10 protein-coding genes are annotated in these 14,720 nt (G+C 58.6%); 7 read left to right on the forward strand and 3 right to left on the reverse strand.

All coding sequences use genetic code 11. From position 1 onward, the window contains the following. The first annotated feature begins 686 nt into the window (after positions 1 to 686). Complete coding sequence (locus ACFRFQ_RS04800) at positions 687 to 1,553, forward strand: IclR family transcriptional regulator (RefSeq protein ID WP_378653740.1); 867 nt, start codon at positions 687 to 689, stop codon at positions 1,551 to 1,553. Positions 1,554 to 1,876: 323 nt separating this feature from the next. Here the strand turns inward: ACFRFQ_RS04800 and ACFRFQ_RS04805 are convergent, their stop codons facing one another. After that, positions 1,877 to 3,316 (reverse strand): FadR/GntR family transcriptional regulator, encoded by a 1,440-nt coding sequence (locus ACFRFQ_RS04805; RefSeq protein WP_378653743.1) that lies wholly within the window; start codon positions 3,314 to 3,316, stop codon positions 1,877 to 1,879. A 179-nt stretch (positions 3,317 to 3,495) separates the two neighbouring features. After that, on the reverse strand, positions 3,496 to 3,888 hold the full coding sequence (locus tag ACFRFQ_RS04810) for a HepT-like ribonuclease domain-containing protein (protein ID WP_378653745.1): 393 nt from the start codon (positions 3,886 to 3,888) through the stop codon (positions 3,496 to 3,498). A 1,432-nt stretch (positions 3,889 to 5,320) separates the two neighbouring features. On the opposite strand from ACFRFQ_RS04810, the gene ACFRFQ_RS04815 reads away from it, so the two are divergent. The 3 genes from ACFRFQ_RS04815 to ACFRFQ_RS04825 all read left to right on the forward strand — a co-directional run bounded on the left by ACFRFQ_RS04815 (position 5,321) and on the right by ACFRFQ_RS04825 (position 10,257). Beyond that, positions 5,321 to 8,089, forward strand: coding sequence for an ATP-binding cassette domain-containing protein (locus tag ACFRFQ_RS04815; RefSeq protein ID WP_378653748.1), 2,769 nt, complete (start codon positions 5,321 to 5,323; stop codon positions 8,087 to 8,089). Beyond that, the gene (locus tag ACFRFQ_RS04820; RefSeq protein ID WP_378653751.1) at positions 8,086 to 8,862 is read left to right on the forward strand and encodes an ABC transporter ATP-binding protein; all 777 of its coding nucleotides are present in this window, start codon (positions 8,086 to 8,088) and stop codon (positions 8,860 to 8,862) included. Before ACFRFQ_RS04815 ends, ACFRFQ_RS04820 begins: the two co-directional genes overlap by 4 nt. Positions 8,863 to 9,000: 138 nt before the next feature. Next, positions 9,001 to 10,257: an ABC transporter substrate-binding protein gene (locus ACFRFQ_RS04825; protein WP_378653753.1), complete on the forward strand. Its 1,257-nt coding sequence runs from the start codon at positions 9,001 to 9,003 to the stop codon at positions 10,255 to 10,257. A gap of 311 nt (positions 10,258 to 10,568) precedes the next feature. On the opposite strand, the gene ACFRFQ_RS04830 is transcribed toward ACFRFQ_RS04825, so the two are convergent. Then, a complete protein-coding gene (locus ACFRFQ_RS04830) occupies positions 10,569 to 11,039 on the reverse strand; it encodes a VOC family protein (RefSeq protein ID WP_378653756.1) in 471 nt (156 codons plus the stop codon). A 725-nt stretch (positions 11,040 to 11,764) separates the two neighbouring features. Between ACFRFQ_RS04830 and ACFRFQ_RS04835 the strand changes: the two genes are divergently transcribed. The 3 genes from ACFRFQ_RS04835 (at position 11,765) to ACFRFQ_RS04845 (ending at position 14,706) form a co-directional block, all read left to right on the forward strand. Continuing rightward, complete coding sequence (locus tag ACFRFQ_RS04835; protein WP_378655046.1) at positions 11,765 to 12,553, forward strand: FadR/GntR family transcriptional regulator; 789 nt, start codon at positions 11,765 to 11,767, stop codon at positions 12,551 to 12,553. A gap of 1,043 nt (positions 12,554 to 13,596) precedes the next feature. Then, positions 13,597 to 14,457, forward strand: coding sequence for a mycofactocin-coupled SDR family oxidoreductase (locus tag ACFRFQ_RS04840; protein ID WP_378653728.1), 861 nt, complete (start codon positions 13,597 to 13,599; stop codon positions 14,455 to 14,457). Positions 14,458 to 14,490: 33 nt separating this feature from the next. Beyond that, positions 14,491 to 14,706, forward strand: a complete 216-nt coding sequence (locus ACFRFQ_RS04845) for a ferredoxin (RefSeq protein WP_378653759.1) — start codon at positions 14,491 to 14,493, stop codon at positions 14,704 to 14,706. The last annotated feature ends 14 nt before the right edge of the window (positions 14,707 to 14,720 follow it).

Genomic DNA, 14,720 nt, shown 5'->3' on the forward strand with positions numbered 1-14,720 from the left:
GCTTTTTGATTTTCGATCGAAGTTCGAGGGTCAAATCGCATCACCCGACAGGTTCCAGAAGTCGCATACTGCGCCGCAGCCAACGTCCCCCTCCTGGCGCGAACGCCGCGAATAAAAACCAACTCGAGGATTAGTGCGCCGGCCGTATGCCGTATCACCGGAGCATTGGACGTGATCGGCCTCGAATACCTGATGTGACCGAGCATTTTCGATCCCGCCGGAAGCAATCGCGAGGGCCCGAGATCCGGATTGCCCTGCGCACACTGTTTCGACACTCCACCAAATATGGCACCACGTCCCAGGGGCAGGGTCGACGCTCGAGTTTCCCACGGCTCGGAAGCCGCCGTTCCGGCTTTGAGTCCACTTCCGTTCGCCGAAATCCGTGCCGGCCTCGCGACACTTTCGTCACACGAGGACCAGAGTTTGGATATCGGCACTTGCAGTATCCGGCAGCGGACAAGGTTGGCACGCCGCTGTGCGTACGTCTCCACCAGGCAGTGACTGCGCCTACGCGGGCGATTTAGCTGATTCGACACGCAGGGGTTGACATGCGCGCTCGTTGATGTGACCCTGATTACAGGAATAAAGGACACTAATTTAGAAAACAGTCCGGGATGTGCGCATGCAATCCTAGATTCAGATCGAATTGGGTGTCTATTAGTAGCCTGAATTGGGAGGTGGCAGCCGTGACATCGAGTTTGACGCAGTGCACGTCGATTTCGCCGATGGAGTCAGTGGTCGAGTCCATGGACGAGTACATATCGTCCATGGAGGTCGATCATGTCGGAACTGACGTCCGGCTCCGACCCGAACGCACCGTGATGGGAAGGGTCGCTGCCATCATGGGGGCGTTCAACGGCAAACAGCAGGTGCTCGGTCTCGGCGATCTCAGTGATAGCACTGGGCTGCCGAAATCGACGTTGCATCGCCTCGCTGATCAACTGTGCCAGGTGGGATGGATCGAACGGGCTCCGGACGGCTACCGCATCGGCATTCGCATGTTCGAGCTGGGAAGTCTTGCCGTCGAAGGAAACCAACTCTACGAAGCCGCGATCCCACATCTGCAAGCCCTCGCAGCCAAGACCGGAATGTCCACACAACTCGGCATCCTCGATCAGTCCGAGGTCGTCTATCTCGATCGTATCGCGGTAGGCGCAGTCCGTTTGCCGACCCGGCGCGGCGGACGAAATCCCGCGTACTGCACCGCATTAGGCAAGGCGATGACCGCGTTCGACGACGATGCCATCCGCACAGTAACCTCCTCACCCATGCTCAGGAGGACGACGAATACGATCACGGACCCCGCTGCGCTGCGAACCGAGCTCAGTCAGGTTCGCAGGGTCGGAATAGCGTTCGATCGTGGCGAGATCTATCAAGATTTCGTTTGCGTTTCCGCACCAATCCGAAACTCTGGAAGCGTAATTGGGGCCGTATCCGTTACCGCACCCGCGGGGCGAATGAGATGGGGCATAGCGACGGAAGCAGTGCGGAGCACCGCCGCCGCGATCTGGAATGCGACCCACAGACTTGGGGGAACAAGCACCCGGTTGTAGCGACTTCTCATGCGCAAGCTGAGCACGACCGGCGCACCGGACCAGAAATGCGTCCGGACCCGCATATCGAACCCTGACTCTCAACACTGTGAAACACGAGACTGTGAAACACGAGTTCCCGCACTGACCACCTGACCATGTCCTGAAGTCAGGTGGTCAGGGTCCCTGACATCCCACATCGCGACTGGGCGGCCACGAGAGCACCCAGACATAGGCGAATCACTGCGCCCTGCAACATGTCCGAATAAGAGATAAGAGCGTGCCGTTCAATATCGGTATGTGTGCGCTTGCATTGGGTCGCCGACAGGTAGACATTCCCAAACCTAATGCCACCATGTGGTGAGCTCCTGCAGGTGACGCCGCATGCGATGCTGAGCGAGCCCCTCGTCCCCAAGGAGGATTGCCTCGAGGATCTTGTCGTGCGTGCACCGGACCTGCGACTCGACGGCTGGAGTCATGGACTCTTCGGAGCGACTGTGGCGGGTCCAGAGATCGGTGATGACGCGCAAGAACAGTGTCAGGACCGGGTTGTCGGCAAGGTCTGCAACTTCGGCGTGAAACACGTCGCCGGAGTCACCGTTCATTGTGGCGTGGTCAAGTGCAGCGCGTAGGCGCGAAGCTACGTCGGGAGCAGTTGCGGCGGCGGTGACGGTCTGGATGCACCCTAGCTCTATCACTTCACGGACCAAGTGAAGTTGGTCGGGGCTCATACCCTCGAAATCAAGATAGAGAGCGATCGCACGAATACTCGCAGTAGGGTCGGGGGCCAGTACGACCAGTCCACCGCCAGGCCCGCGGCGCATGCGAGCAACGCTGTGGTGTTCGAGGATCCGGATCGCTTCACGCAGGACCGCACGGCTGACCTCGTAGCGAGCCAGAAGGTCCGGTTCCGATCCGAAGACCTCACCGATCTGCCAGCCGTCGCTCGTGATGTCGTCGTGAATACGGCCGGCGATCACCTCTGCAAGCTTGGTGCCTTTAGCGGCATTCGGGTTGGGGTCGCTCGGTCGAGTTCGCATGCGATTGGAGGGACGCCGGATCTGGTTGGCCAGCATCCACTCCTGAATCTCTTCGAGATGGGCGCTTAGATGGATCTCCGACGCTGCGGCGTCACCTGCGATTACAGCATCCACGACTTCAACGTGTCGCGCGATGGCAACAGCCTTAGCCGACGCTCCCGCCTCCCTGGAGGTCGGCCCCCAAGCGCGAATGTAGCGGGATGTCAGCAGCATCACCACCTCGATGAACAGCTGCAGCACTGCATTACCGGACAAGCTTCCAAGCAGAATGTGAAACTCGTCGTCGAAGGACCAATTCGGATCGCCGATCCGCTCCTGCTCCAGGCTCACGATCGACCGCAACCGATCGATCCCGTCCTCGGTGATCACTCCCGCTGCCAACCGAGCTGCGAGCGGCTCGAGCAGCAATCGGGCGTGGAGCAGATCTTCGACGCTGACCCCGATGTACTCCAGGTAGATCACCAACGCGCGCATGGATGCCGATGCGTTCGGCGCACACACCACTAGCCCGCCGCCTGGACCGCTACGCATCCGCGCGACAGAATGGTGCTCGAGCAGCCGAATCGCTTCTCTCAAAACCGACCGCGACACTCCAAAACGCTCCAGCAACTCGGGCTCCGACCCCAAGACCTCCCCAACCGGCCATTTCCGACCGATGATCTCATCCTCGAGCTGCCGAGCAACCTGCGACGCGCGCTTCTCCGGACCCGCCGACCATGCCTCTGCATCTTCCGCACTCGTCATCAAGCCGGTCGCTCCCAATCCCCAAGAAACACGGATCTCGAAGACCGAGATCTTAGAATGTTCATCACGATACTGAGATCCGTGACCCGATAGGGTGTTCCCTATCTACGCTACCTATCTGCATGTCCAAGTTACCGAGATCCGCTCGAGAATTGGCTCGCTATTCCTTGACAGATCAGTCACACAGACGCATTTGCCTCGATCCAGCGAGTGACCTGTTGCACGTACTCCGCATATCCGGAAGTCGCTGCCGACACAACCGCGGCGACCTCTTCGGGTTCAGTGTCCATATACAGCTGCAGAAGAACGTTGTGCGGACCTTCCGATGGCACTAGGGCGGTCGCTAACTCTGCGTCGATCATCCCGGCCTTCTCGGCCGCGCCGAACGAATCTGCCGATTTCTGTGGCACTTCACCCAGCAGGCTTTCCGCGACATGATTGTTGATCGTAACCGCCAAATCGACCAGTAGCGCCAGGATCCGTTCAAGGACAAGCCCTGTCGCCGGATCGATTTCCAGTCGCTCGCAGTCCAGGGAACCAACGCCGACAAGCTGCCCAACCGCTCTACGCATCGTGATCAGTCTATGTTCGACAAATCCCCGGTCCAGTCGAGGCTGTACCGATCGACTATTCTCAGTTTGATTCGCGGGCTGTGGCGTCTTCCAATCTGCCACGACAGCAAGCGCATTCATCATGCTCGTCGATTCTTCACTCGATCTGATCACCTATACATAGTCCCATACTCTCTCTACCTCCGAAGCCTAGATCTGCTGTTGTTCGATGAAGCGCTGAACGCGCCTCGACCGAACCGACTCACCAAGTCAACCAGTTTCAGAGCTGAGTCATCGCCGATGATTCCGCCTGACGGAACGGACAAATATACAACCGGGACATCAAGGCGGAGAGTCAATTTCCATGCAGTAATACCGGGTGCATCCGGCAACAGCACCAGAGGCGAACTCGCTCAACGATCGAGTCATCGATATCGCTCTGTCAAAGCGCCCCAACCAAGCTGGAGATCATCCGCCCAACTTGGGACTCGGTCGATCTCTATCAGGAAGCCATCAGCCCGGCAGGGCCTGTGACGCCTCCCAGTGCGCGCGTACCGACTTCAACGAAGCATCTGCAGCCTTCGTTACGAGAGTATGAAATTGGACCTAGATCGCTGTCCTTCCAGCTCTGCATTCTGGGCTCTAACAATTTTGGCGCACAACGATTTCCGTCCTTATCCGCCGACGATCCGGCTACGAAATGCACCCAATCAGCATTGATCCGAAAGCGCTTCGCCCCTCGCCACAGCGACTAGAACGGTCGACTCGACACGCAGGCCTGTATCTGTCGCGAAACCTGACACCTCCGACATCTCGCCACGCCTTCTTGGGACGACCGCCGAGACGTTTTCGCTCAGGCGAAAACCTTCATACTGAAGGCACGTCGCCACGCCATAGAGCATCTACCGTGCCGAAGCCGACTTCGCTGCAAGCCACAAAGGCAGCAAAGGCCCTTGCCACCTCCACACCGATTAGTGCAGTGCGGAATTCGATGTGTGAAAACAGTAAATAGTTCGATATCTAAGTTATCTATATACTTACTCATCATTGTCCAATTATTGAGCTGGAGATCGCCCACTCAGCGATACCCGAACAGTAGCAATTCCGCCAGCTCAGTCGACATCAACTAAAAGCATAAATCCGTTGTCCTGCAAGTATTTATGCGATATCACTACACTCATCCCGTGCAAAGTGTTCGAACACGACTCCCGCCGCAGGACAACCGGCGACACACTTGCAGCCGACCCGGGCGAGCTGAAACTTCACCCACTTAGTGACGTACATCATCATGTTGTGTCATAGTAGAAACCTGACTTAGTGACCTAAGTCTCTCGGGAGATGTCAGCGCGAAGGTCAGCGGCCGTCGCGGCGACTAGCTAGCTGACCCTGAGGTCATCCTCAACTGATCCGAATGCAGTAGCCACTCTTCCCTTTCTAGCGAAAGACCCAAGTGATGACCCAAGATCTCCAGTTCCTGCTCCTCGGGCTGGGTAACGGCGCTGTCTACGCAGCGCTCGCCCTGGCATTGGTCATGACCTACCGAAGCTCGGGCGTAGTGAACTTCGCGACCGGCGCTATCGCGCTCTACGTCGCATATACGTACGCCTACCTACGCGGCGGCGAACTCCTGATCCCGATACCTGGCCTGCCCAAAACCCTCGATCTGGGTGGCCCGCTAGGACTGATCCCAGCGATGGCGATAGCAATGGCCATCGCCGCAGCCCTGGGCGTCCTGATGTACTTCGCGGTATTCAGGCTGCTCCGGACCGCGCCGGCCACCGCCAAGGCCGTTGCCTCGATCGCTCTGATGCTTGCCGTTCAGGCTCTCTTGGCGGCGAGGGTCGGCACAACTCCAGTCTCGGTGAAAGCCATCCTGCCCACCAATGTCATGAAATTCGGCGGCATTCGTATACCGGCAGACCGAATCTGGTTCGCCGTCATCATCATCGCCCTGACCATCCTGCTCGTACTCGTCTTCCGATTGACCCGATTCGGACTGGCAACCCGAGCAGCTGCCGAATCGGAGAAAGGCGCGATCGTCACCGGTCTCTCCCCCGAACGAATCGCCTACGCCAACTGGGCACTGAGCACCATGATCGCTGGGCTCAGCGGCATCCTCATCGCCCCGATCGTGCCGCTCATCCCGATCTCCTACACAATGTTCATCGTTCCGGCTCTCGCCGCGGCGCTAGTCGGAAACTTCAATTCCATCGGGCCGGCTGTGGCTGCCGGTCTCGGAATCGGGGTGCTCCAGTCGGAAATGACACACTTGCAGGCGACGGTGAGCTGGCTACCGCAAGCGGGAATGGCCGAGTTGATTCCGCTGATCCTGATCCTCGTATTCCTCGTCCTCCGCGGACGACCGCTCCCCACACGTGGTGCGATCATCCAGAACACCCTTGGTGCCGCGCCACGACCCAAGAACCTGGTGATCCCCACAGTCGTCTTCACTGTGATCGCACTCGGATTTCTCGTTTTCACTCACGGCAGCTACCGCGGTGCGGTGATCTTGACATTCACCCTCGCTGTCATCGCGATCTCACAGGTGGTTGTCACCGGCTTCGCAGGACAAATATCGTTGGCGCAGTTAGCGCTTGCCGGAGTGGCCGCATTCATGCTCAGCCGCTTCACCACGGAGTGGGGAATCCCCTTCCCCATTGCCCCTGTTCTCGCAGCACTGGTGGCGATGGTGATCGGGGTAGTCGTCGGCCTACCGGCACTGCGCATCCGAGGACTACCCGTCGCGGTGGTTACATTAAGCCTCGCGGTATTCCTCGAGATGTTCTGGTTCCGCAACAACAAGTTGAACGGTGGCGTCAACGGAGCAAAAGTCGACGACCCATCGCTGTTCGGTATCGATCTCGGGATCGGATCCGGCGACTCCTATCCGAAAATCTCCTTCGGCATTCTCTGCCTTGTAGTACTGGTGATCATCGCCGTTGGTACGGCAAAACTACGAACCAGTCGGCTCGGTGCATCAATGCTCGCAGTACGAGCAAACGAGCGATCTGCTGCGGCTTCCGGCATCAACGTTTCCCGCACCAAACTGATTGCATTCGCGATCGGCGCGTTCATCGCCGGTCTCGGCGGATCCTTGATGGCTTACCAACAAACCATGGCCGTTCCTGAATCCTTTTCTGCTATGGGCGGTATCGCGATGTTCGCAGTCGCCTACCTTGCCGGTGTCACGTGTGTCTCCGGCGGAATACTCGCCGGAGTCATGGGGGCGGGCGGAATAATGTTCATTTTCCTCGACCGCGTGGCCAACGTCGGTAGCTACTACGCGGTGATCACCGGGATTCTCCTTGTCGTCACCGTCATCATGAATCCCGAGGGAATCATCTCCGAAGTGCACAAGATGGTCGATTACCTGCGCCGAAGGACCACCCCCGCAACTCCCGACACAGAGTCCGAGCACGTCGAGTTGGGATTGGACAGCACAACCCCATACGTCGGCACTGCCCGTCCGATCGGTGACGTCGTCCTCTCCAGCCACGGAATCGGTGTCCGATACGGCGGAATCACAGCACTCGATGACGTCTCATTCGATGTACGCGACGGTGAGATCATCGGACTCATCGGCCCCAATGGAGCCGGCAAGACCACCTTTATCGATGCGATCAGCGGGTTTGCCGACGCCACCGGCAGTGTCGCTATCGGCGGCCTGAACCTGGACGGCAAGAGAGCTTTTCAACGCAGTCGCTCCGGACTCGGGCGCACGTTCCAAGGTATCGAGTTGTACGACGATCTCTCAGTGCGAGAAAACGTCTCCGTCGGCACCACTGCGTCACACCATCGAGGACCGGACAACCCGCCACTCGATTCCGCGGGACTCGACGAACTATTCGAACTACTACACCTGAGCTCGGTCGCGGACCGCCCGGTCAAGGAACTCTCTCAAGGACAACGCCAGTTGGTCTCGGTTGCCCGCGCTCTCGCCGGCCGGCCACGCGTCGTACTGCTCGACGAACCTGCTGCCGGACTGGGCAGCACCGAAAGCATGTGGCTAGGAAATCGACTACGAGCCGTACGTGATTCAGGCCTGACGGTCGTCATGGTCGATCACGATATGGAGCTGGTCTTGGAAGTCTGCGACCGGATTGTCGTTCTCGATCTGGGCAAAGTCATCGCAATCGGCACTCCGGAAGAAATACGCACGGACCCTACAGTAACCCGGGCCTACCTTGGCGCGACGCACACCGGACAGGAGCTGAATGCATGACCGCGGTCTTGAAGTGCACCGATATGGATGCCGGCTATTCGCAGGGCCGACCCTGCGTTCGCGATTTCGATCTCGAACTACGCGAAGGCGAAATCCTCGCGCTCCTCGGACCGAACGGCGCAGGCAAGACAACTATGCTGCTCACGCTGGCAGGTCTGTTGCCCAGTCTCGGCGGCACGGTGGAGATCACCGGACATCACGTCAAGTCCGGGCACGCACGCAGCGCATCCGACGCCGGGCTGGTGTTCGTCCCCGACGATCGCGCACTGTTCACAACTCTGACGGTGGAAGAAAATCTTCGACTGGCGGTGAAATCACGACGGGAATGGGCCGCATCGCGAGAAAAGATTCTCGGTTATTTTCCAGAGCTGAATAAACGACTGAAAGTCCACGCCGGCGCACTGTCCGGTGGAGAGCAGCAAATGCTTGCAATCGGCCGCGCACTAATTCAGCACCCGAAAGTTCTTCTCGTCGACGAGTTGAGCATGGGTTTGGCACCTGTCATCGTCGAACGGCTTCTCCCGGTACTACGAACCGTCGCCGATACCACCGGAACTGCCGTCATACTCGTCGAACAGCACGTGCAACTCGCACTGACGGTAGCCGACACAGCACTCGTTCTGCGCCACGGTGACAACGTCTTACAAGGGGATGCCGCCAAACTTGCGGCAAACCCTCACCTGATCGAAGACGCATATCTGGGCGCGAACGAACGTCCACGCACGGAAGCCGTAGAGACCGTGAACGCTGTTGAACCGAGCACGATCGTCTGACACAAGGCAGGCGATTACGCCACTACGAGCAGGAAAAAACGAAACCCGGAGCGCTTTGCCGTCTCCCTCCGATTCACCTGACGTCCGCCATGGCTTCAACGGCGGCCGATGGTATCCATCCCAACAGAAGGACCTCCGATGAAACCCTCGAACGGCCTGAATGTCTCAAAGATAGTGGCGGCGTCCATTGCCGTCGTTGCCATGACAGCATTAACTGCCTGTAGTAGCGAGAGCGCGGGCGACACCTCCGACTCCTCATCGTCCTCCTCTTCGGCAGATCTGCCCGCCGGCGCATTCCCCGGTATCGCCGCCACAGGCACACCTGTGAAGATCGGGTTCGTCAACAACGAAAATGGGCAGGCTGTTTCACAGCCCGAAAATCGGGAAGCCGCCGAAGCCGCCGCAAAATATGCGAACGAGCAACTCGGTGGAATCGGTGGCCGCCCTGTCGAATTGGTGATCTGCAAACAACAAGAAGAACCTGTCTCTGCACGCGATTGCGCAAACCAGATGGTCGAAGCAAAGGTGTCCGCGGTAGTACTCCCCAGCAGTGGCCTCGGCCAGATCATCGCACCCATCATCACTTCAGCAGGTATCCCCTACGTCGCCGCGCTCGGTGGCAGCGCCGTCGAGACCACTGGCGATGGTGCGTACATGTGGACCGCAGGTTCCAACACTTCCCAGGCCATGGCTCAATACGCCGGAGAGCAAGGGATGAAAAACGTTGTCGCATATACGATTGATCTCCCCGCGGCAACCGGATCACTCGAACAGATCGGCGTACCCGCATTCGCCGCCAACGGCGCCAATCTGAAGATCATCCCCATCCCCTTCGGCACCCCCGACGCCACTCCACAGGTGAACGCGGGGCTCGACAGTAACCCGGACGGTATCGTCGTCTACGGCGAGTCAACGATCTGCACTTCCATCCTGAAAGCACTGAACACACTGGGCTCGACCACCGAGACCATGGCAGTTCAATCCTGCGCCAACGCGGACGTCGTCGACGCCGTCGGTGCCGCCATGGACGGCACTAAGATCATCGGATCCGCGGACACAGTCTCCAACTCCCCCGAAAGCGTTCTGTACCGGGAGGTTATGAAAAAGTACTCACCCAACACACCCACCGAGGGTTACGCCGTGACCGGCTATCAGGGAATGCTCGGCCTGATTCGTGCCACCAAGTCCGTCGCCGGCACCGATACATCGCCGGCAGCACTAGACACGGCAATCCGTTCTGCCAAGGACATCCCGCTGCCCGCCGGCGCAGGGTTGACCTTCACGTGTGACGGACAAGCAATCGCCGGTTTCAAGGCCGTATGCGGAAACGGTCTGATCGTCTTGACCATGAAGGACGGTGTGCAAACCGACCCGAGTACGGTCATCATCAAGTAACGGCTGGTTCTCCACATCGAATTTCGGTAGACCATAACCGGTAGATCGATGGATGCTGCTATCTCTGCCCTCAGTCGCAGAGATAGCAGCATCGTTTACTCCACTCATCAACGGCAACAACTGTTCCGGAGCAGAGACGAACTGATCTTTTGTTCATTCACGGACGAAGGTCTATGGCAAACGCAGTTTTACGCCTGCATCAACAGCCGCCCAGTCGAGTCGATTTTCGGCGGCCTCAAACCTGGCGTTCGGGCGTAAACAACCGACGTGTGCGAAGTTGTGAACCTCGCACACGTCGGTGACTTTCCGAACTAGGACGACAACTTCCCGGTCTCGAAATAGCGGTCCAGCACAGGCTTGAGATTCCGGCTGACAATCTCGATGCGTGGACCGGACGAGCTGCAGTGGTAGGCCCAATACGCAGTACCGTCCGGCCAGTTGCCGACTGCCTCGACTGCGTAGCCTCGACGCGTCAACTCGGCAGACGCCGCGCTGACATCGTCCACCCAATAGCCCAGATGGTGAATGCCAGACCCCTCAGTGGGAGTCCACACGGAGCCTGGAACGCTCTGAACAATCTCGATTCGCGGTTCGGACAGTGAATACCAGGCTTTGAGATCGACGGTCGTATCGACGGTCGAATCTCCGCTCGGTACGGTAACCGTCGTCGGGCCTCCCATCATGTCGCCCCACGTGTATCCGAAGAGTTCCGAGAGCTCGAGCATCTTTGCTTCTGGATCATCAGTGACGATAGCGACGTGGTACTGATCTGCAGCCTTCATTCGATCACCTGAAAAGGGGGGAACATACAATCTCCATTCTCTGCCCAGACCTACCCCTCCGAGGTTTTCACGGTCGGTGGCGCCTGGACATACTTGATTTGGTGGCGCGATATATTTCGGCGATGCTGCACTCACGAGACAGTGCAGCGAAGTTAGGCCTCGTTCGAGACGCGGCACCAGGATCGACTCATGCGCGGCAATTCGACCTAACTAAACCGAATAGTACTGCAATAAAATAGATTTCGGCGGAACTATCCGATCAGTACTCGTTCAGCATCTGCACGACGGCGAGCAGAGACGCAGTGACTGTCTGCCAAACCGTCTCCGAGAGAGTGCGTCGCGTGCATACAGGTATCACAGGTTGAAAGGAATCTTGCCCAACTCAATGGGTACCTCGCCAACCGACTGTCACCCCAGACCTGGTGAAATGTGTGCAATCACCCGCCGACGCGTGCAGTTAGCTGAATCGGGCAAGACAGAGCGCCGACCTCGACAGAGCGCGGTCGCGGGCCTGTAGTACGAGCACCTGCGTCCGATTACTTCACAACATAGTTACATTTCTCGAAAAATATACTGCTGAGACTGCCTCGTAAACCCTAAATCCCCAGCAGTAATCGATCTCATCGTCATCCGCTGGCGAACCTTGCCCGATCAGGCACTACGGGGTGCTTTACTAGGTGTATGAAGTTGCTCCAGACCAAAGACAAGGTAGACCAGTGACTGACATGACCGAGGCTCCGGCTTTCAACCTACTCAGCACCACAGGGCGGCCGGTCCGTACGCCGAAGACGGCCGAACTCGTCGCCGGCAAGCTACGTCGAATGATCGTCGAAGGCAAATTGGTCGACGGCGATCATCTGCCCCACGAAGCAGAACTGATGGAACACTTCTCGGTCAGTCGACCGACTCTGCGCGAAGCCGTACGAGTTCTCGAAGCTGAACGTCTCGTCGAGGTCCGTCGCGGATCTCGTACCGGCGCCCGGGTCTGTGTGCCGGGACCAGAGGTAGTGGCACGCCCCGCGTCATTACTCCTCGAACTCTCTGGGGCAACGGTTTCCGATGTTCTCGTCGCGCGCGAAGCTATCGAGCCCGCCGCAGCCGGACTTCTTGCGGCAAACGGGACGGAGGCTGCGTTCGACGAACTCGAGCGATTCGTCGACGAGGACATCCCCGCTGGATACGCGGCCGACGACTTCGGCAGCGCTGCTGCACGTTTCCACCTCCTGATGGTTCAACTTTCAGGAAATGCCACCCTTGCACTGACCGCCGGCATGCTTCACGAGATCGTAGAACGCCACACCGTTTCTGTCGCTCTCGAACGCAGCCGCAATGACGTCGAGACTTACCAGGCAAACTACAAATTGTTCGTACGGTCACAGCGGCGACTGATCAAACTTCTACGTGCACGTGACGAAGCCGGTGCGATAGCCCATTGGAAGAAACACATGGGGGTGGCGCGCTCGATAATGCCGGCCGATCACTTGAATGCCCAGGTTCGAGACATACTCCACTGAAGTTGCGGTCGCGTGCGCTGGCGAATCGTTCCCCGCGGAAATCTCATTCCAACGTCCCGCAGTCCAAGCGCAGCGTTCGACTCTGGCATCGCCAGCCGGACTACTTCACCGAGATGTGCACTGCACCTGAGTCCTTCCATCTCCTTCAGTCGTGAGGGGTGGCGATACACTCGCCGCCCCTCACGACTGTGGCCGTCTTTCGGCCCTCACGTAGAACTCGCAGCCATTGGCGAACGGATATCTCCGGACCAGGCAAATCCGTTGCCGAAAGATACTTCTGCCGCATCCCTCGCGGCGCCTGCAATGGGCCATGACTTCAAGTTCGTGCGCTGCAATCTCATCGAGATCCTCCCCCAGGCAACCTGACGCCCGCTATCCGCAGCCATTGGGCGGGGTCTACCTTCACTTGCGCCCGTACCCAGCTGTAGCAACTGCTACGCCCGCTGTACCTCGGTCTACAACCAGCGGTCGTCACTCTGCTATTTTCCGCGCCAGATCAGCAGCCAACGCCGTCGTAGATCCTCAGCAGGTACGACCAGGTACCGGCGAAGCCACCCCGATACGAACAGGCGATCTGCTCGCGGCCCGACCGCCAGCGGCACACGAACAATGGCGTATCGAAACCCTTTGCATGCATGGATTTTCCAGCTGCCCGCCGGCAAACCTAAGAGTGGACGAAATGGGACTTGCGCCACTCGGCAACAGGACCTAGAGTTCATGTGGTCGAGATCACTGAGTATACGAAGTATAATACGTTAGGAATGGAGTCAACGAGCGCTACCTGATGCATCGGCGCTGACGGACTGGTCGTGGGTGGTGTCTCTATGAGGTTCCAGTTGTGCGCGGAGCGCGGAGTCGGGTGGGCACAAGCGGGTGGCCAACGGTACGCGAGCCAGCTCCATCCAGATCAACGACCAGATGTGGAATCACCACCGTTCGGTGACTAAGCAGAACGGCATCGACCGTCCCGCCTGATTCTTTGCCTGATATTTCAGATATCCACGTATTGAACAACATTGAGATTCACTCGAGAGGAAACTTCGATGGGCAGAGTTGAAGGTAAGGTCGCATTCATTACGGGCGCAGCCCGCGGACAGGGACGCAGTCACGCGGTGCGGCTTGCCGAGGAGGGCGCGGACATCATTGCGGTCGATCTGTGCCGCAACATCGAGACGAACTCCTATCCGCTGGGGACACCCGAGGACCTGAAGGAGACCGTCCGTCTGGTCGAGGCGCAGGGCCGCCGTATCGTCGCTGTCGAAGCCGATGTGCGTGAGGCGCCGCAGCTGCGTTCCGCACTCGATCAGGGGATCTCGGAATTCGGCAAGCTCGATATCGTCGTCGCCAACGCCGGTATCGCCCCGATGTTGGGGGGCCCGAACATGCAAGGCTGGCTCGATGTCATCGGCGTCAACCTGATGGGTGCGCAGAATGCGATCCACGAGGCGTTGCCGCATCTGAAGGCTGGTGCGTCGATCATCGCGACCGGATCGACTGCAGCGTTCATGCCCAACGATGTCGTGGAGAATCCCGGCGCAGATCCGGGCGGCTCCGGTTACACGGTCGCGAAAATGATGCTCTCGCAGTACATTCACGAAATCGCGCGTGCTCTCGCACCGCAGATGATTCGCGCGAACATCGTCCATCCGACGAACTGCAACACCGGCATGCTGCAGAGCGAGGCCATGTACAAGATTTTCCGTCCGGATCTCGAGAGCCCGACTCTCGACGATGCTGTCGGCCCCTTCCATGTTCAGCAGGCAATGCCGATTCCGTGGGTCGAACCCGTCGACATCAGCAACGCAGTCCTGTACCTCGCCTCGGACGAAGCACGCTACGTCACCGGCACACAGATGCGGGTCGACGCAGGCGGTTACCTCAAGATGCATTCCTTCCACCCGTAAACACCCACCGACAGCTCCGAAGGAGAATGCACCATGAAAATCCATGTCGACCAGGACATTTGTCAGGGGCACACGATCTGCTCGATGGTCGCGCCTGACCTCTTTCAGCTCCGGGACGAAGACGGTCATGCCTACGCGATCGACGGTGACGTCCCCGCCGAACTCGAGGGCGTGGCACGCGAGGCTATGCTTTCATGCCCGGAGCGCGCAATCGTCGAGGTTCTCGAGCATGCAATTCAGGAATCCTGAACCGTAATATCCTC

It is taken from the genome of Rhodococcus sp. NPDC056743, from assembly GCF_042790355.1.
In the GTDB taxonomy this organism is placed as follows: Bacteria; Actinomycetota; Actinomycetes; order Mycobacteriales; family Mycobacteriaceae; genus Rhodococcus_F.